21 protein-coding genes are annotated in these 17,171 nt (G+C 35.5%); 11 read left to right on the forward strand and 10 right to left on the reverse strand.

Annotated features, from left to right (window positions below; translation table 11 throughout):
• Positions 1-266: 266 nt before the first annotated feature.
• Positions 267-680 (reverse strand): N-acetylmuramoyl-L-alanine amidase, encoded by a 414-nt coding sequence (locus C8D70_RS02655; protein ID WP_181416084.1) that lies wholly within the window; start codon positions 678-680, stop codon positions 267-269.
• A gap of 230 nt (positions 681-910) precedes the next feature.
• Entirely contained in the window at positions 911-1,060 is a 150-nt protein-coding gene (locus tag C8D70_RS20700) for a bacteriocin-like protein (RefSeq protein WP_168801989.1), read from the reverse strand.
• A 123-nt stretch (positions 1,061-1,183) separates the two neighbouring features.
• Here C8D70_RS20700 and C8D70_RS21155 point away from each other — a divergent pair, with 123 nt between their 5' ends.
• Together C8D70_RS21155 and C8D70_RS02660 are read left to right on the forward strand one after the other, a co-directional pair.
• On the forward strand, positions 1,184-1,312 hold the full coding sequence (locus C8D70_RS21155; protein WP_262484557.1) for a hypothetical protein: 129 nt from the start codon (positions 1,184-1,186) through the stop codon (positions 1,310-1,312).
• 21 nt (positions 1,313-1,333) lie between these two features.
• Positions 1,334-1,543 carry a hypothetical protein gene (locus C8D70_RS02660; RefSeq protein WP_136522285.1) on the forward strand — a complete coding sequence of 70 codons (210 nt, stop codon included), beginning with the start codon at positions 1,334-1,336 and terminating at the stop codon, positions 1,541-1,543.
• Between the two features lie 286 nt (positions 1,544-1,829).
• Here the strand turns inward: C8D70_RS02660 and cphA are convergent, their stop codons facing one another.
• Positions 1,830-4,460, reverse strand: a complete 2,631-nt coding sequence (gene cphA, locus C8D70_RS02665) for a cyanophycin synthetase (RefSeq protein WP_076597762.1) — start codon at positions 4,458-4,460, stop codon at positions 1,830-1,832.
• 201 nt (positions 4,461-4,661) lie between these two features.
• On the opposite strand from cphA, the gene C8D70_RS02670 reads away from it, so the two are divergent.
• From C8D70_RS02670 to C8D70_RS02680, 3 genes are all read left to right on the forward strand, one after another.
• Positions 4,662-5,549 (forward strand): cyanophycinase, encoded by an 888-nt coding sequence (locus tag C8D70_RS02670; protein WP_076597796.1) that lies wholly within the window; start codon positions 4,662-4,664, stop codon positions 5,547-5,549.
• Positions 5,550-5,790: 241 nt separating this feature from the next.
• Positions 5,791-6,633, forward strand: a complete 843-nt coding sequence (locus C8D70_RS02675; protein ID WP_076597763.1) for an isoaspartyl peptidase/L-asparaginase — start codon at positions 5,791-5,793, stop codon at positions 6,631-6,633.
• A 100-nt stretch (positions 6,634-6,733) separates the two neighbouring features.
• Positions 6,734-6,970 (forward strand): YtxH domain-containing protein, encoded by a 237-nt coding sequence (locus tag C8D70_RS02680; RefSeq protein ID WP_034695510.1) that lies wholly within the window; start codon positions 6,734-6,736, stop codon positions 6,968-6,970.
• 95 nt (positions 6,971-7,065) lie between these two features.
• Here the strand turns inward: C8D70_RS02680 and C8D70_RS02685 are convergent, their stop codons facing one another.
• From C8D70_RS02685 to C8D70_RS02715, 7 genes are all read right to left on the reverse strand, one after another.
• Positions 7,066-7,857: a class I SAM-dependent methyltransferase gene (locus C8D70_RS02685; protein ID WP_110366287.1), complete on the reverse strand. Its 792-nt coding sequence runs from the start codon at positions 7,855-7,857 to the stop codon at positions 7,066-7,068.
• A gap of 143 nt (positions 7,858-8,000) precedes the next feature.
• A complete protein-coding gene (locus C8D70_RS02690) occupies positions 8,001-8,456 on the reverse strand; it encodes a PH domain-containing protein (RefSeq protein WP_110366288.1) in 456 nt (151 codons plus the stop codon).
• Positions 8,457-8,519: 63 nt separating this feature from the next.
• On the reverse strand, positions 8,520-9,167 hold the full coding sequence (locus tag C8D70_RS02695) for a GNAT family N-acetyltransferase (RefSeq protein WP_110366289.1): 648 nt from the start codon (positions 9,165-9,167) through the stop codon (positions 8,520-8,522).
• Between the two features lie 17 nt (positions 9,168-9,184).
• Entirely contained in the window at positions 9,185-10,030 is an 846-nt protein-coding gene (locus C8D70_RS20985; RefSeq protein ID WP_228407961.1) for a PH domain-containing protein, read from the reverse strand.
• Positions 10,031-10,130: 100 nt separating this feature from the next.
• Complete coding sequence (hisS, locus tag C8D70_RS02705) at positions 10,131-11,501, reverse strand: histidine--tRNA ligase (RefSeq protein ID WP_110366290.1); 1,371 nt, start codon at positions 11,499-11,501, stop codon at positions 10,131-10,133.
• 123 nt (positions 11,502-11,624) lie between these two features.
• The gene (locus C8D70_RS02710) at positions 11,625-12,077 is read right to left on the reverse strand and encodes an HRDC domain-containing protein (protein ID WP_110366291.1); all 453 of its coding nucleotides are present in this window, start codon (positions 12,075-12,077) and stop codon (positions 11,625-11,627) included.
• Positions 12,078-12,094: 17 nt separating this feature from the next.
• Complete coding sequence (locus C8D70_RS02715) at positions 12,095-12,427, reverse strand: single-stranded DNA-binding protein (protein ID WP_076597771.1); 333 nt, start codon at positions 12,425-12,427, stop codon at positions 12,095-12,097.
• A 346-nt stretch (positions 12,428-12,773) separates the two neighbouring features.
• Between C8D70_RS02715 and C8D70_RS02720 the strand changes: the two genes are divergently transcribed.
• From C8D70_RS02720 to C8D70_RS02745, 6 genes are all read left to right on the forward strand, one after another.
• On the forward strand, positions 12,774-13,148 hold the full coding sequence (locus C8D70_RS02720) for a helix-turn-helix domain-containing protein (RefSeq protein ID WP_228407962.1): 375 nt from the start codon (positions 12,774-12,776) through the stop codon (positions 13,146-13,148).
• 254 nt (positions 13,149-13,402) lie between these two features.
• Positions 13,403-13,996, forward strand: a complete 594-nt coding sequence (locus tag C8D70_RS02725; RefSeq protein WP_110366293.1) for an HPP family protein — start codon at positions 13,403-13,405, stop codon at positions 13,994-13,996.
• 5 nt (positions 13,997-14,001) lie between these two features.
• Positions 14,002-14,346, forward strand: a complete 345-nt coding sequence (locus tag C8D70_RS02730) for a hypothetical protein (protein WP_110366294.1) — start codon at positions 14,002-14,004, stop codon at positions 14,344-14,346.
• Positions 14,347-14,366: 20 nt separating this feature from the next.
• On the forward strand, positions 14,367-15,269 hold the full coding sequence (locus C8D70_RS02735; protein ID WP_110366295.1) for a TIGR01777 family oxidoreductase: 903 nt from the start codon (positions 14,367-14,369) through the stop codon (positions 15,267-15,269).
• 223 nt (positions 15,270-15,492) lie between these two features.
• Complete coding sequence (locus C8D70_RS02740; protein WP_110366296.1) at positions 15,493-16,257, forward strand: hypothetical protein; 765 nt, start codon at positions 15,493-15,495, stop codon at positions 16,255-16,257.
• A gap of 264 nt (positions 16,258-16,521) precedes the next feature.
• Positions 16,522-16,968 (forward strand): KTSC domain-containing protein, encoded by a 447-nt coding sequence (locus tag C8D70_RS02745; protein WP_076597776.1) that lies wholly within the window; start codon positions 16,522-16,524, stop codon positions 16,966-16,968.
• Positions 16,969-17,171 lie beyond the last annotated feature (203 nt).

The raw sequence follows: 17,171 nt of genomic DNA on the forward strand, positions 1-17,171 counted from the left end.
TTATAGAAACAAGCCTCCAAAATTTCGGAGGTTTTATTTTTTACTCCTGAAGAAAGATCTCTCCAATCATAAAAAATCCCCCAACAAAGGAGGATAAAAAATTGACATGTACGCTGTGTTTTCACAAACATTGTAAATATACGGATAGACTGAAGGCATATTCTACGGGAAACCGTAATTGTATTATTTATCTTTTTTATATTAGTTGGATAATATATTATGGAAAACCATAATTCTATTTAAAAACGATCTTGCAATACTTCACCTTATGATAACCCAGCATACTCTTTCTTAGCATCAAAGCTAGGGCAAGCTTTATGGACATTGGGAAAATCTCTATGCCCTTGAATTTTAGCTTTAGGAAATTTTGATTTTAATTCTCTTAACAGCTTTACAATAGATTTTTTTTGATCTTTAGTTCTTGTATCTTTGGTATGGTTGCTTTTATCAATGCCTCCAATATATGATATATTGATAATTTGAGAATTCCACCCTGCAACTCCATTAGATACCTGATCGATGGGCAAAGTGTTTACTATTTCTCCATCAGATTTTATCATATAGTGATACCCTGGATTTTTCCATTTCAGGTTTTCCTTCCAATACGTTTTAATGCTCTCTATTGTAACATCTGGCTGTGTTGCCGTACAATGTATAACGATGTAATTGATTGTTCTCATGGGTTTCATTTTATTTATTGTTGAGCAAAATTAAACCTGTAACTCCCAAAACAGTGAAGGAAAAACACCCTATTTTAAATTGAAAGGCAGGACGTATGAAAACCAGGGAAAGCTTATAAAAACCATTTAAAAAACAGTATATCTCTGGAAGAAGTTTATAAAGTCGATGCTAAAATGGTTAAATTTTGAAATATAAGAACAAAAAATCCCTCTCAGCGAGGGATTAATTTTTATAAATCAGGACATGCCATTTCATTATCATGCGGAATGCACACTTTTTCATTCCATGGCACCGGGCAGTCATGCCAGCCTGGAGGACATCCTCTCTTTCCTGTAATACTTTTTAATTTCTCCTTAGAGATTTTCTTTAAATTTTTCATGGTTTTGATTTTAATTCAGATTCAAATATAAAAATTATTCTCCAACAAGAGACATAACATACAAAAAATAATCGTTATGGGTTTCCGTAAACAAAAAACGTTCAATAAAAGTATCTTAGAAAGATGAAAGAATTTATTAAAGACTGCCTGCTATTTCAAAGCCCGGACTGGCAAGTGAAACTGATTGGATGTATTACCCGGGCATGCGGAATCGGATGGATCGTTTTAGTGTATGAAATGTTTATTAAGTAGTATATTTGAACCATGGAAAACATGGAAGAAATAGAAGCTAAAATAATAGAGAAAATAAGAGAAGACCATAAAAGAAATGGAGGATGGAACGGTTCAGACATTAATGAACTGGATCAAATAATTAATTTACCAATCCTTGAAAGAAACAAATTACTTGATAAAATGGTAGCGGAGAAAAAGATCGCTTATCTTAAACCTCTGAACACGACCCGAATTACCCTGCCAAAATAAAGCCGTTACAGTAAACAAGTATATTGTATACCTTGCCTTCAAATCATAAAAACAAAAAGCTCCCCCCATAAGGGAAGGCATTAAAAAAACTTCTTGTACTTTTAGTTTATATAAACTTTGTAAATATAAGTAGAGAATGTATTCGTAACCCTACGGGAAACCGTAATGATTGAATTTAAACTGTCTGTATACTGTGAAATAAACAGTCACAAACCAATAGATACAAAAATTGCAATACGTTTTTTCATTCCGTATTGCAATTTTAATAAGTTCTGTAAAGATGTATTTACAGGTTTTTATCGTCTTCCAGTAATTCCTTGGCCTGGTATTCCTGAACCAGATCAATGGCATTGGAAATAACATCACTTAAAGCAGTAATAAATGTTCCTTCTTCAGCCATTCCCATGGCGTGTTTTAATGCTTCAATCTCTTTGGGAATAATCTCATAACTCACATCTCTGCCTGCAGAATTAATCCCATCAATAATCAATCCGTTAATTTCGTCTTCCGTTCTTCCACGAAGATGTTTCTCATTCCGGATGATAATATAATCAAACATTCGTCCTGCAATCTTTCCACATTCTCTGATATCGTTGTCTCTTCGGTCTCCGACACCGGAAATAATACCTATTTTCTTGGTGGATTCTACGTTTTTCAGATAATCTTCAATGGCTTCGTATCCTGAAGGATTATGAGCAAAGTCAATCAGTACCTTAAAGTTTTTAAATTTAAAAATATTCAGTCTTCCCGGTGTGAGCTGAGCACTTGGAATAAAAGTTCTCAAAGAATTAGAAATATCTTCAATTCCGAATCCGTATAGATAACTTGCCAAACTGGCTGCCAATACATTTTCGATCATAAACCTGGCCTTTCCTTCCATGGTAATCGGGAAGTCTTTGGCTTTTCCTATTCTAATTTTCCAGTCTCCTTTTTTGATGGTTACAAAACCTTCTTCATACACACAGGTGATCTTTCCTTCTTTGGCAAATTTTACAATATGAGGATTATTTTCATCCATACTGAAAATAGCTACATTGGAATCGAGATCACTCACAATCTTCATAGAATATTCGTTGTCGGCATTTAAAACACTCCAACCGCTTTTTTTCACGCTATCCAGTACAACACGCTTTACTTTGGTAAGATCCTTCAGACTGTGAATATCATTCATTCCCAAATGATCCTCCTCAATATTGGTCAAAACACCAATATCACATTGTGAAAAGCCAAGTCCTGAACGTAAGATACCACCTCTTGCTGTTTCCAGCACGGCAAATTCTACGGTAGGGTCTTTTAAGATAAATTCTGCAGAAAGCGGTCCGGTAGTATCTCCTTTTGACAGCATGGTATTCTGAATATAAATTCCATCCGAAGTGGTAAATCCTACTCTGTAGCCATTACTTTTTACAATATGGGAAATAAGTCTCGTAGTTGTTGTTTTTCCATTGGTTCCCGTTACCGCAATGATTGGAATGGTAAAGGGTTTTCCCTGAGGATAAAGCATATCAACCACAGGTGCAGCTACATTTCTGGGTAGCCCTTCACTTGGAGCAAGATGCATTCTGAACCCCGGCGCAGCGTTGACTTCAATAATAGCTCCGCCACTTTCCTTTAAAGGCTGGGTGAGGTTCTCTGCCATCACATCAATACCGCAGACATCCAATCCGATAATTTTGGAAATTCTTTCAGCCATCGTGATATTTTCCGGATGCACCATATCAGTGACATCAATGGATGTTCCTCCCGTTGAAAGATTGGCTGTTGATTTCAGGTACACCACTTCTCCTCTTTGAGGAATGGTTTCCAGCGTGTACTGAAGCTTATCAAGTAATTCTACAGTATCTTTGTCCACTTCAATTTCGGTAAGGACATTTTCATGACCATAGCCTCTCCTTGGATCTTTGTTTTCTTTTTCAATAAGCTGCTGAAGGTTCAGTTCTCCATCTCCTACAACATGGGCAGGAACTCTTCTGGCAGCAGCCACCATTTTATTATTGATTACCAGTATACGGAAATCATATCCCGTAATGTATTTTTCAACAATTACTTTTCTTGAATATTTCTGAGCGTGTTCAAGACCTATCTTGGCAGCATCCCAATCGTTGACATTAATAGAAGATCCTTTTCCATGATTTCCATCCAAAGGCTTGATAACAATAGGATACCCGATTTTTCTGATCACAGCATTTAATTCTTCTTCATCAACTACCAGCTCTCCAGTGGGTACCGGAATAGCTGCATCATGAAGCATTCTCTTTGTTAATTCTTTATTACAGGCAATATCTACAGCAATAGAACTTGTGTTTCCGGTAATCGTAGCCTGAAATCTTTGCTGGTTTACCCCATAGCCAAGCTGTACCAGAGAGTTTGTTCCCAATCTTATCCATGGAATTCTTCTGGATGCAGCTTCTTCCACAATACTTCCAGTGGAAGGCCCGAGACGAACACGCTCCCTGATTTCTTTTAATCTATGAATACATGCATTCAAATCATAATCTTTGCCTTCAATCAGCGCTTCTGCAATCTTAACAGATTCTTCTGCAGCAAAGATCCCTGCATTTTCTTCGATATAATTAAATACTACATTATATACTCCCGGAGTTTTTGTTTCACGGGTTCTTCCAAACCCTACATCCATTCCTGCCAGGGTCTGTATTTCCAAAGCAATATGCTCAATGACGTGTCCCATCCAGGTTCCCGTTTCCACTCTATGGAAAAAGCCTCCTTCTACTCCTTCCGAGCATCGGTGCGTAATCAATGATGGGATTAATTTTTCAATCCTTTCCCGAAATCCTTCGATTTTATTGGTAGGATAATTTTCCATTTCTTCTAAGTCCAACCTCATCTGTATCAGCTTCTTTCTTCTGATGCTCCAGATGTTAGGACCTCTTAGTGCCTGAATCTTTTCGATTTTCATAGTCTATTGGCATTTTAACAGTTAACAATAACTCCTTTCAAAACCAAAGATAATGTAAAACCCTAAACGAAACTATACCACATTTAAAGATTTGTTAAAAAAAAAATAATTTTAATTAACATTCCTAAAACATTAAAAATCAACTAAAGATGGCATGAAATTAGCGAAAGAATGTGAATTATTTTTTAATTTTGTACAATGATGAAACCTGTTGGAAAATTAATAGTTATCGGAGGCGCTGTAAACAAAGGAAGTTTTGCTGAAACCGATTATGATCAGAATATAGAAAAGAATCTTAATTTTTTTGAGCGAGGGATCTTGCGAAAGATCATCAACGAATCAAAACTAAAGGAAGATTCTGTGATTGAAATTGTAACAACCGCATCTCAAATTCCTCAGATCGTAGGTTCTGAATATAAAAAAGCATTTGAATTTCTTGGAGCTAAAAATGTAAATGTTCTTGACATCCACAACCGTGAAGAAGCCAATTCTGATGCAATGGTGGCAAGAGCCAACGCTGCCGATGTGATGATGTTCACGGGAGGAGATCAGCTGAGACTGACTTCTATTCTTGGAGGAACAAGATTTCATGACACGATTTTATTAAAATACCAGGAACAGGATTTTATTTATTCCGGAACTTCTGCAGGTGCTGCCGCAGCTTCTGAAAATATGATCTACCAGGGAAGCAGTTCTGAAGCCTTATTGAAAGGAGAAATCAAAACCACTCAGGGATTGGGGTTAATCGATAATGTTATTATTGATACTCATTTTGTACAGAGGGGAAGAATCGGACGTCTTTTCCAGGCAGTAGTCAACAATCCAAGAACACTGGGAATCGGATTGGGTGAAGATACAGGACTTTTCATTCATAATGATGTAATGACTGCCGTAGGTTCAGGTCTTGTTATTCTGGTAGACGGAAGGTTTATCAAAGATACCAACCTTACTAATATCAATCTTGGAGAACCGATTTCTATTGATAATTTAACAGTACATGTTATGTCTATGAATGATCATTATGATCTGAAGACAAAAACGCTGACGATTGAGAATTCTCAGTTTAATCCGATACCACAGGATAAATAGAACAACAAATACAGCTATACAAACGGAACCTCGGTTCCGTTTTTTATTTAACTTCATATTTCAAGTTGGGCTAAAGCCAATGAATTTAAAATGTTTATTGTAAGGCGGGCTAAAGCCCACCCCTATTGATGTTGATATCCAGATGCATAATAGTTGTTTAACAATTTTATCTTTTATCTTTTATCTTTTATTAATTAACTTCGTAAAAGAATATCATTTATCAATCATCATCTATAATTTTATGAAAGTAATTATCCACGGAGGTTTTTTTTCTGAAAGCGACCAAAGCCACGAAGTAAAAACAGCAAAACAGGATTCATTAAAAGAAATTGCTCAAAAGGCATTCGACTATCTTACAACACATTCGGCTTTTGATACCGTTGCCTATGCTGTTTCCTTACTGGAAGATGATCCGTTATATAATGCGGGAATCGGTTCTCAAATCCAGAGTGATGGTGTAATCCGTATGAGTGCTGCCATCATGAACGGGAACACTCAGAAACTAAGCGGTGTCATTAATATTCAGAATGTACAGAATCCTATTTTTGTTGCTAAAGATCTTATCCGTGAGGATGACAGAGTTTTAGGAGGAAATGGTGCCAAAATATATGCTACAGAAAATGGTTTCGAAAATTTTTCTACGGAAATTCCCCAGAGAAGAAAAGAGTATGAGGCCAAACTAGCCAATGGAGGTAAAGGAACTGTAGGCTGTGTAGCCATTGACCATGAAGGAAAACTGGCTGTTGCCACGTCTACCGGAGGAAAAGGGTTTGAAATTCCCGGAAGAATTTCAGATTCTGCCACTGTGGCAGGAAATTATGCCAATGCTTTCTGTGCGGTAAGTTGTACTGGTGTAGGTGAAGATATTGTCAGCAATGCTACTGCTGCCAAAATTGTAACCAGAGTTACGGATGGTATGAGCCTTGAACAGGCTTTCAGCAAAACATTTGATGAACTTAAAACTATTGATGGATTCGCAGGTGCTATCGCTATTGATAAAGATGGAAATATCTATCATAGGGATTCGTATCCTACTATGGTTTTCGCCAGTTTTGATGGCGAAAAACTTGAAGTCTTCTCTTAAATTTAACATTTTTTTATAAGTCCATTTATTTTTTTGGCACGTATTTTACATTATTCATAACAACAAATTGTAATAGTAATAACATAAAAAAATAGAAATCATGGGAAACAAGACAAAAGGATTATTAGCTTTACTTGGACTAGGTGCATTAGCTTATTGGAAATATAAGAATTCAAGCCCTGAAGATCAACAAGCTGTAAAGGATAAAATCAATACTGCAAAAGACAATCTTAATAAATGGGGAAATGACCTTAAGAGCAAAGCCAATGATGTTGCTTCCCAGGTTCAGAATAAAGTGGACGAAGTAAAAACAAAAGCTGAGGATTCCCTAAGCTAGCCAACACAGAGCAGTTTTTTTAACATTCATATATAGGAAAAAGTCATCGTAATAGTACTTACGATGACTTTTTATTTTTGTTAACCATTGTGGTTTTATTTTTTCTGTGCTGCCAGCGCATACACAAGAGGTATTTTATTGCCGAACTGTGGAATTCTCCATTTCCCTTTTTCAAATTCTTCTACGTGTCTGAAACAAGGATATGGTGACCAGTCAAACTCCCGGAAAGTATTCAGTTGTAAATCTTTTTTAATCAAATTATCAAGGACTTCTGCCAAAGAATGATTCCACATAACATATTCCTGCACGATGGATGCAGACTGATCCGCATATGTTCCTTCATAAGTTTCTACAATCGGTTTTTCATTGAAATAGCTATAAGCTACTTTTGTAAAATCATCATCAAACATCCAGACGGCAGGGTGAAATTCTGCCATAATGAATTTTCCTCCCGGATTCAGAAAATGATTGATAACATCTGCCCATTTTTCAAGATCGGGAAGCCATCCTATTGTACCATAGCTTGTATAAACGATATCAAATTTCTGATCCAGAACATTTGGCAAATTATACACATCTGAACAGATAAATTCTGTATCGGTACCGCATTTTTCTGCAAGATCTCCGGCGGTATCAATAGCTTTATCAGAAAGATCAATTCCGGTCACTTTTGCTTCCATTCTTGACAGGGAAATAGAATCCTGCCCAAAATGGCACTGCAAATGCAGAATAGTCTTTCCTTTTATATCTCCAAGAAGATCTAATTCTATTGAGTTCAGGGATGTTCTTCCTTTTAAAAATTCATCTACAAAGTAGAAATCCGATTTCAGATGAGGTTCTACTTTAGCGTTCCATGATTTTTTATTAATTTCTAAGTAATTTTCCATGGTTTAAGTTAAAAAAGTGTGAGTTTTCCTATAAAATAATTTTTATTACCAGCATACATTGATCATAATTTATCTATCAATTTCTTCTTTTGCTCAAGAAATTCGTCTTCACTTAGAACTCCCGTTTCTTTTAATCTTCCCAATTATTCCAACTGATCTAAAACACTAGGTTCAGATTTGCTCTGAAAATGTGTTTCCGGATGGGACATGAATTCTCTTACTTTTTCGCAGAACAGTTCAGCATGATACTTTCCTACTCCATCAATCTCTACCATATCATCTGTAACCTGAATATCTATGGAAGCCAGTAAAAATGCTGTTTCATATTGTATGGAGCTTATCTTACTGTAAGAAAAGTCTTCCACTTTCAATCCGTACATGAATTCCTTATCCACAAAAATCAGTCTTCTGTCAGTGGCTACTAAGATGATATGATGATTGTTCAGTTTATTTCTGCCTTCTACCAGATATACAATTCTTTCCTCCGGTGAAAGGATATCCGGTAATTCATGAATTTCTTTCCGGGCAAATATGGTAGGGCTGATATCCAGCTTTTTAAGTTCTTCTCTTATTTCGTCTAGTCTTGATTTTTTACTCATAGTATTAGTTTACAGGGCTAAATTAGTTTTTTTTGTAATAAAAAATTTAATTCCATAAAAAAATCAGCCTTCTGAAGGAATCACTACAGAAGTATGCAGGCAATACAGCTTCCAGCCCAAAGTCTCATACAATAGTTTTCCTTCTTCTGTAGCCACTAAAAGATTATTTGAAAAACCTTTATACAAAGCGATCTTTTCCAATTCTTTCAATAAAAAACGAGCGAGCCCTTTCCTTTGATGATTTGTTTCGGTAATAATCCTGTCATACACTGCAACGTCATCAATAAGAGAAACACGGCCAATAGAAGCCTGTTCACCATTTTCCGCTACAATCCTGACAACAAAGGTTGTATTATACTCAGAAAATTCTAAATGATATCCTTCTGCAAGATTCATTTCCGCAAAATTCATAGGATGAAAACAGGTCATCATATATCCCTGTGGCTGCAGTTTCCACCTTTCGGGAATTCTATGTATAAATTCATCAGGAGAAGCAGATACTTTCAGATAAATCCACGGATCATCAATTGAATGGGCATGCTGGAAAAAATCATCATTAAGCTCAGGAAACACAAAACGTTCTTTTTGCTTTTCATCTCCTACATTTACATAAAACCCGGAGTTATAGGGAAGGAGAAAAGATACTTCTCTTGACAGGCACCATCCTTTAAGCCAGCTCTCTACTATTTTTGAAGATACTTTATCCTTCATAATTCGGTTTACAAATTTTATTTTAATTGCTCCAGCAGTTTCTTTTTTTGCTCAGCAAATTCGGCATCGGTTAAGATTCCGTTTTCACTCAATTTTCCTAATTTCTCAAGCTGGTTTAGAATTTCTTCTGATGAAATTCCTTTGTTTACCACATTATCAATTTGTTTTGGAGATTGTTCTTTAGGATGATTATAAATACCTTTTATCTTGTCATAGAAATTTTCTGCATCATCTTTATCCATAAAGCATTCAAACGCTACCACTCTTTCGTCAAGATGTAATTTAATAATTGGTGATCTGGGATCTGTTACAAAACTTACAGCCTTAATGGTTTCGTTTGGATAATTATTGATTTTTGCATCGCCAAACATTGCTTTTGATACTGAAATCAGCCTCAACGGTGTTGCCACCAATATTCCTGCTGCCAAAGTATTCACAAACTGAGCATCTGTAATAGCGATGATCTGCTCATCTTCTGAAATCAAATACGGAAGTTCTTTAATTTCTCCTTTGGTAAAGACGGACAGATTAGCATGAAGCATTTCCAGTTCCTTCTTTATTTTCTGGTGCCTTCGTTTATAAACCTCTTTTGGGATTTGATGAGAGTCATAATCTGCCATTGCAGGAAGGTTCTGGTCTGCAGTCATTACTGCCTGAACTTCTTCGGTTTTCTCTTTGCTCAGCATTTTACTGATATCATGAATGCTGAATTTATTAAGATTATAAAGCAACTCTTCATTGATATCAGTTACTTTATTTAAACATTTATTGCATAAAACATTACCATCTGAAAGCATATTTGCTCCCAAAAGCGTATCCATGGATGTTAATTCTGTAGTACACAATGCACAATTATTAGTCATTCCTTTTTTACTCAAAAGTATTTAAATCTTAGCATCCATCAAACAAATCAACCACAAAATTACTTTTGTGGTTGATTTGTTTTTTTATGTATCTATCCTATTATTCTCCTAAAAACTCTTCTAAGGAAACCGTTTTCTGCTCTCCTGCTTCAAGATCTTTAAAAGTAACCGTATTATTTTTAATTTCTTCTTCACCCAGGAAAACAAGATTCTTTATGCCTTTCTTTTCAGCATAGGTAAACTGTTTGTTGATCTTTGCATTTTCAGGATATAACTCTGCTGAAATTCCTTTGGCTCTTAGCTGCATGATCAGCTTCAATGCATCTGTAATTCCTTCACCTCCAAAGTTAGCAAACAGATATTCTATTTTGGCTGATGCTTCTTCAGGGAATAGATTGAGTTCTTCCATCACAAGATAAATTCTGTCTAATCCGAATGAAATTCCTATTCCAGGAATATTTTTAACGCCAAACACTTCAGTAAGGTTATCATATCTACCGCCACCTCCGATAGATCCCATGGCAACTTCATCTGCTTTCACTTCAAAGATAGCTCCTGTATAATAGTCTAAACCTCTCGCCAGTGTAATATTGAATACCAGATTTTGAATATCCACACCCAGGTTCAGCGATTGTGTAAGAACAAATTCCAGTTCTTCCACTCCTTTCAGACCGATTTCATTTCCTGCAAATTTCTCTTTCAGCTGAAGAAGATTGTCCAGCGCATCATCCGACTGGCTGAACAAGAAATTCAGCTTATCAATAGATTCCTGAGAAATTTCTCTTTCCAGTAATTCTTTTACAACTCCGTCTTTACCTATTTTATCCAGCTTATCTAATGCTACAGTGAAATCTATCAACTTATCTGTGATTCCTGCATATTCTGCCAATCCGGATAGAATCTTTCTGTTGTTCATATGAATGGTTACAGGAACTTTCAGATCTGCAAAAGATTTCAGATACAACTGAACCAGCTCTACTTCCTGTAGTAAACTCTCGCTTCCTACAACGTCGGCATCACACTGATAAAATTCTCTGAATCTTCCTTTCTGAGGTCTGTCTGCTCTCCACACCGGCTGGATCTGAGAACGTTTGAATGGAAACGTCAGTTTACCATGATTCATCGCTACAAATCTTGCAAAGGGTACGGTAAGGTCATAACGAAGGGCTTTATCAGTAAGGCTCTCTGCACTGAATGGCTTTTCCAATGCTTTTTGAAAGTCATGAAGCATCTGAGTTTTTTTCTCTTCTTTTGCTTCATTGATGCTTGAATTTAAAATTTTAAAAATTAAGCGGTCACCTTCTTCTCCGTATTTTCCTGTTAAAGTAGAAAGATTTTCAAAGCTTGGGGTTTCCAATGGTTGAAAACCGAATAATTCAAAATTATTCTGTAAAATATTGATGATATATTTTCTTCTGGAAACTTCCTGTGCCGTAAAATCTCTCGTCCCTTTTGCTAAACTTGGCTTCATTTGTTGTATGTCATTTTGATAAATGCAAAAGTACGGAATTGAAAGGAATTTTACATAGTATAAAAAGCTGAAGAAAGTCTTCCCTCAGCTTTTCTTGTGATGTTATCAATTATTCCAAAAAAGTCATAAGCTTTCAAGGATTTCAAGAATTTCTTCACCATAATTTTCAATCTTATGCTTCCCGAACCCTTTGATCTCCAGCAATTCTTCTTTCTTAGCAGGTTTATACTTGGCAACAGATATCAGTTCTTTGTTACTTGCGATGAAATAAGTAGGAAGATTATGTTCCCGTGCTTTTTCTGACCTCCAAAGCTTCAGAGCATCCAGTATCTTTTCTTCATCTGTATTCAAAAGATCATTTTCTGCAGAATATTTAATTGCCTTGGATTCTTTTACTGTACTTTTTGCAAGCTTTAAGTCTTCAAAATACAATATGACAGACCAATACTTTTCTTCACTCACAAAAGCTGTTTCTACTTTCATAATTTCATTACCTTCCAGAAAATCATCCAGCATTTTCTGATCTTTGTAGAGAAATTCTTCAGGCAGCCTGATTTTAAAAATTTTCACTCTCATCATAGGTGTTTTTAAAGTTATTTTCCTCCTAACAGTAGGATTTCATCTACACGAATTTCCGTGATATACCGCTTTATCCCATCTTTATCATCATATGATCTGTAGGTAAGCTTTCCTTCAATGGCTATTTCTTTTCCTTTAGGAACATACTTTTCAAAGATTTCTGCTGTTTTCCCAAATGCAATCAAATTGTGCCATTGCGTTTCTTCTACTTTTTCTCCTTTAGCATTGGTGTAATGATCACTGGTGGCTAAGGATACACTTGCTTTTACGTTTCCATTGTCGAAGTTTACCATTTCAACTTCTTTACCTGTGTAACCAATTAATGTTACTTTGTTTCTTAGTGACATAACTTTTATATTTTAAAGATTAATAATTCAGATAAGAGACGTTCACTGCTTTCTCAAATCTCTGTTGCAAAGATGGCGATGCTTCCCATTCTCAGTCGGTTATAAACTATTTAAATTCGTTTGTAACCGTTTGAAAACGGATAATAAAATAAAAAGAATCTTTTTTATACAGAATTTATTAGAATTAAAAAGCATTAATACCTCCGATTAATTAAAAATTTAATAAAATGAAAACACTTCCTAAAATATTTTTCTTTTTAAAAAAACATGGAAAAACAGATCTATGACAAGGGATTTTTTTCTCTTTAATTTGATTTTTTTTTGCAAATTTGTAAAAACGTCTGATATGCAAAAAGAAAAACTACGTACAGTAAGAAAGATGAAAGGATTTACTCAGCAGCAAATGGCTGAAGTGATCCCCACTGACGTCTCCAATTATAGCAGAAAAGAAAGCGGTGGTGTATCTATAACACAGACTGAATGGCAAAAGCTGGCTAAGTTTTTAGATGTTCCGGTAGACGAAATTTATGAAGAAGAGGAAGCTACCATTATTATTGAAAATCCTGTTTTTAATGACAGCCCTGGAGCAAACGTTGGTAACAGTGGTTTCTCCGCCAACAATATGGGGCATATCAGCAATGAATTAAGCATAGAAATCATAAAAACCATGCAGGAATATATTGGTCTGCTGAAAGAAGAGATCGAAAGACTTAAAAAATAGCAAACATCTTTTACAAAAAAATATACTAAAGTCAGGATAGAACATTTCTATTCTGGCTTTCTTTTTTACAAAGTAATATGACTTTTAACTGTCCTTATATCATTCAAATCCTATCCATTTACAAACGGATAATTCCGTATCTTTGACACGCGGTCTGTATTGTGAACAATTACGGCAGGAATTTATATTCATACCATGTTTTACAGCCGTTCGCGGAAAATCTAATTTAAATTATAAAAGATAAAGAAGAGTAAATGAAGAAGACATTCAAAAGAACATTCAGGGTTTCAAAATATGTGATTTATAAAGAGACGCTTGTTGATTATAAGGAACATTTCTGGTCATTTCTGGGAGCATTTTTCGGGATTGGGATCATTGCGTTTATCCAGTCTCATTCACTCACAGAAACTGAAAATATATTCCTGATCGGTTCTTTTGGAGCATCAAGCGTTCTTATTTATGGTGCTATCCAGAGTCCTTTGGCCCAACCCCGAAACCTTATAGGCGGGCATGTACTTTCGGCATTGGTAGGCGTTACCGTCTATCAGCTTGTTCCGGATATCATCTGGCTTTCGGCACCTTTGGCAGTAGCATTTTCCATTGTATTGATGCAGTATACGAAAACATTACATCCACCTGGTGGAGCTACAGCGCTGATTGCAGTGAGTTCTACAGGAAAAATTCCGGAACTGGGCTATTGGTATGTGCTCTCCCCTGTTCTTTCCGGATGCATTATTCTTTTGATTGTAGCCTTATTTTTTAATAATATTACTCCCAACAGAAGCTATCCTACCCACAGCATGTTCAAAAGACTGTTAAAAAAAAGACACCAACATCACTTAAAATAAAAATCATGAATTGTCTGGAATGTGGCGAGAAGATCATTGGAAGATCTGATAAAAAATTCTGCAATGATGCCTGTCGGAACGCCTATAACAATAAGCAGAATAAGGATTCTACTAATCTGATGCGGAATGTAAACAACAAACTCCGTAAGAATTACCGTATTCTGATGGAAATTAATACCGATGGTAAAACAAAAGTTCCCAGGTCCAGACTGGATGGCTTGGGTTTTGATTTCGATTATTTTACCAACCTGAAAGTTTATAAAAACGGTTCTGAATACAAATTCATCTATGATTGCGGTTATAAACTTCTGGAAGATGATTTTGTACTGATTGTAAAAAATCAGGCATAACCCACCACAAATATAAAATTATGAAAGAAGTCGTTCTGATCACAGGTGCCGGCGGCATGATTGCCAAGGAACTGGCAAAAAAAATAGATAAGGAATACGAAATCAGGTTTCTGACCCGAAAAAAAGTTCATAATCATGAATATGAATGGGACATCAAAAAAGGAACTATTGATGAGACCGCCTTTGAGAATGTGTCCCACATCATTCATCTTGCAGGGGCTAATATTTCAGAAAAGCGCTGGACCCCGGAAAGAAAAAAAGAACTGATTTCCAGCCGTGTAGATTCTGCGGAATTGCTGAGAACAACTTTAAGAAAAAACAAGATCAGGCTAAAATCTTTTATTTCAGCTTCGGGAATTAATTTTTATGGTACGGAAACTTCAGAAAAAATTTATACAGAAACAGATCCGCCAGGCAACGATTTTCTAAGTGAGGTAGTTGTTTTATGGGAAAGGGCTTCTGATGATTTTAAGGAACAGGATCTGGCAGAAAGAGTTGTCAAAATACGTACCGCTGTTGTTCTTTCTGAAAAGGACGGAGCATTAAAGAAAATGATCCCTCCTATCCAATATTATATCGGTTCTCCTCTGGGAAGCGGCAAGCAATACATGCCCTGGATTCATATTGAAGATATTTGTTCTATTTATGAATTTGCTTTAAAAAATCCTAATATGGATGGAGCTTATAATGCAGTCTCTCCACAGCATGCCACCAATAAAGAGCTGACAAAAAAGATTGCCCAGGTACTTAAGAAACCTTTATTTATGCCTAATGTTCCCGGGTTTGTTCTGAAACTATTATTTGGCGAACTCGCTGTTGCTATATTGGAAGGGTCACGGGCTTCCTCAAAGAAACTTGAGGATGCAGGATTCCATTTCAAATTTCCGGATCTTGAGAAAGCTTTAAAAGATTTATTAAAGTAAGTAGTTATTTTTAACAAAAACAACTCTATATCAGTTTATTACTATTCGTTTTTTAAAATTTTACGGTCTGAGATTTTTAAAGTATTAAATCGTTAGTGCAAAATTCATATAAAATTTACAAAAACCATTGAGAAAATCTATTTAATCCTTTATATTTTCAATTTAAAGCCTTAATTTTGCATAGAAATTCAGAAAATTCGGATTCTTTCAACAGGTTATGTACATGAAAAAAATGATGATCGGGCTTGCTTTGGCCTTATCCATTACTATTTGGGGACAAAAAACTCCTGCAAAAGCAAACAATCTTACCCCTTACAGCTATCAGACTTTTAACTGTGACAACAAAGGGTATTTTGACCCGGCTAAATATAAGAAAGAAGAAATAGATGGGATCAACAAACTTTTGTATCAGTTCAATGGGGTTGTATTTGATACCCAGCCTGTTTTTAAAATTGCCCAGCTTGAAGAAATCCGTAAAAACAGAGAAACGTATTTACAGGAACTGGAAAAGCAGTATGACGAAAAGAAAAAAGAATTGTATAGCCTCAAAGTAATTGATCTTCCCAAATGGAAAAAATTAATGGAAGAAACTATCGATTCTTTTGAAAATGAATACCAGCTTAATAAAGAAGAAATCCTTGCCTATTCTGATCCTTCCACATTGAGAAACAGTAAATATTATGATACCTGCAAAGAGCAGATTGATGCCATATCCTCGCCCGACAGAGAAAAGATGTTTGCAGCATGGCGAACATACACTGAACTTAAAAGCAAAAATAATGCTGACCCCAAGGGTGTAATGGCAAGATTTGATGCCAAAATGAATGATCCTCAAAAAGAAGATTATGCATTAATCGATATGATTGGGCTGGGTTTTCACAACTGTGCCAACAGCAGTTTCAGACAAAAGCGTGATAATGAAGAGACCTCTTACAAGGATTTTGATAAGATTTTCACCAGGCTGAAGAGAACATGTGATCAGCCATAGGTTTATTAAAAGATTGAAGCATTTAAATATTGAAAAATATATTAGCAGTACTCAGATTGGGTACTGTTTTTATTTATTTTCAGATTGAATAATCATTACAATCAGATCTTAATGAGCTGTGAAAGTTGACCATACACACTATAGCAGCTCTTTATCATTATAATTTAATGCTTTAAAAACACTCAAATAAATTAATAATGAATAAGTTATGGTTTATCAGATTTAAATCCGTAATTTTGCACCCCGAAAATAAGGATTAGAGATATGAAAAAAATTGGTGAGCACAGAACGCTTCTTGGAGTAGATAAAAATGTTACTCTAAAAGAATTAAAGACCATTTACAGAAATGTGATGAAAGATACGCATCCTGATAAATTTATTAATGATGAAGCCGGAAAACTGGAAGCTGAAGAAAAGAGCAAATCTGTAATTGAAGCGTATCACTTTTTGGTAAGCATTAATTCTGAAACACAGGAAAAGTACAAAGAAGAATATACTGAAACGATTACAAAATCTAATATTCAGGATTTTTATCTTGAAAAATCAATTTTAACGGTTCAGCATCTGAACGGAAATATGTATGAGTATATGGGAGTTCCAAAAAACACGTATATCAAAATGATTAATGCTGATTCACCAAGCCGTTTTGCAAGAAGACACATCTACGGAAACTTCGTGTACAGAAAGTCCGGAGAGGCTATGGCAGATTAATTTTTTACATTACAATATATAAGAGCTTTCAGTTTTACTGGGAGCTTTTTTGTTGCCCAAACCGGATGTTATGTTTTGGCTAAAGCCAATATTGGCTGTTATAAATTTAAGCGGGCTAAAGCCCGCTCCTATTGAATATTTTCTTAATGCGCAATAATCATCATCAATAGAAATGGGCTTTAGCCCATTTACAATAATAAAAA

Origin of the sequence: Chryseobacterium sp. CBTAP 102, from assembly GCF_003201365.1 — a bacterium.
In the GTDB taxonomy this organism is placed as follows: Bacteria; Bacteroidota; Bacteroidia; order Flavobacteriales; family Weeksellaceae; genus Chryseobacterium; species Chryseobacterium candidae.

What these genes read in the sequence shown, in the direction of transcription:
- C8D70_RS02655 (WP_181416084.1), bottom strand. Translation starts at nt 680, where the DNA reads ATGAGAACAATCAATTACATCGTTATACATTGTACGGCAACACAGCCA.
- C8D70_RS20700 (WP_168801989.1), bottom strand. Translation starts at nt 1,060, where the DNA reads ATGAAAAATTTAAAGAAAATCTCTAAGGAGAAATTAAAAAGTATTACA.
- C8D70_RS21155 (WP_262484557.1), top strand. Translation starts at nt 1,184, where the DNA reads ATGAAAGAATTTATTAAAGACTGCCTGCTATTTCAAAGCCCGGACTGG.
- C8D70_RS02660 (WP_136522285.1), top strand. Translation starts at nt 1,334, where the DNA reads ATGGAAGAAATAGAAGCTAAAATAATAGAGAAAATAAGAGAAGACCAT.
- cphA (WP_076597762.1), bottom strand. Translation starts at nt 4,460, where the DNA reads ATGAAAATCGAAAAGATTCAGGCACTAAGAGGTCCTAACATCTGGAGC.
- C8D70_RS02670 (WP_076597796.1), top strand. Translation starts at nt 4,662, where the DNA reads ATGAAACCTGTTGGAAAATTAATAGTTATCGGAGGCGCTGTAAACAAA.
- C8D70_RS02675 (WP_076597763.1), top strand. Translation starts at nt 5,791, where the DNA reads ATGAAAGTAATTATCCACGGAGGTTTTTTTTCTGAAAGCGACCAAAGC.
- C8D70_RS02680 (WP_034695510.1), top strand. Translation starts at nt 6,734, where the DNA reads ATGGGAAACAAGACAAAAGGATTATTAGCTTTACTTGGACTAGGTGCA.
- C8D70_RS02685 (WP_110366287.1), bottom strand. Translation starts at nt 7,857, where the DNA reads ATGGAAAATTACTTAGAAATTAATAAAAAATCATGGAACGCTAAAGTA.
- C8D70_RS02690 (WP_110366288.1), bottom strand. Translation starts at nt 8,456, where the DNA reads ATGAGTAAAAAATCAAGACTAGACGAAATAAGAGAAGAACTTAAAAAG.
- C8D70_RS02695 (WP_110366289.1), bottom strand. Translation starts at nt 9,167, where the DNA reads ATGAAGGATAAAGTATCTTCAAAAATAGTAGAGAGCTGGCTTAAAGGA.
- C8D70_RS20985 (WP_228407961.1), bottom strand. Translation starts at nt 10,030, where the DNA reads ATGACTAATAATTGTGCATTGTGTACTACAGAATTAACATCCATGGAT.
- hisS (WP_110366290.1), bottom strand. Translation starts at nt 11,501, where the DNA reads ATGAAGCCAAGTTTAGCAAAAGGGACGAGAGATTTTACGGCACAGGAA.
- C8D70_RS02710 (WP_110366291.1), bottom strand. Translation starts at nt 12,077, where the DNA reads ATGAGAGTGAAAATTTTTAAAATCAGGCTGCCTGAAGAATTTCTCTAC.
- C8D70_RS02715 (WP_076597771.1), bottom strand. Translation starts at nt 12,427, where the DNA reads ATGTCACTAAGAAACAAAGTAACATTAATTGGTTACACAGGTAAAGAA.
- C8D70_RS02720 (WP_228407962.1), top strand. Translation starts at nt 12,774, where the DNA reads ATGCAAAAAGAAAAACTACGTACAGTAAGAAAGATGAAAGGATTTACT.
- C8D70_RS02725 (WP_110366293.1), top strand. Translation starts at nt 13,403, where the DNA reads ATGAAGAAGACATTCAAAAGAACATTCAGGGTTTCAAAATATGTGATT.
- C8D70_RS02730 (WP_110366294.1), top strand. Translation starts at nt 14,002, where the DNA reads ATGAATTGTCTGGAATGTGGCGAGAAGATCATTGGAAGATCTGATAAA.
- C8D70_RS02735 (WP_110366295.1), top strand. Translation starts at nt 14,367, where the DNA reads ATGAAAGAAGTCGTTCTGATCACAGGTGCCGGCGGCATGATTGCCAAG.
- C8D70_RS02740 (WP_110366296.1), top strand. Translation starts at nt 15,493, where the DNA reads ATGAAAAAAATGATGATCGGGCTTGCTTTGGCCTTATCCATTACTATT.
- C8D70_RS02745 (WP_076597776.1), top strand. Translation starts at nt 16,522, where the DNA reads ATGAAAAAAATTGGTGAGCACAGAACGCTTCTTGGAGTAGATAAAAAT.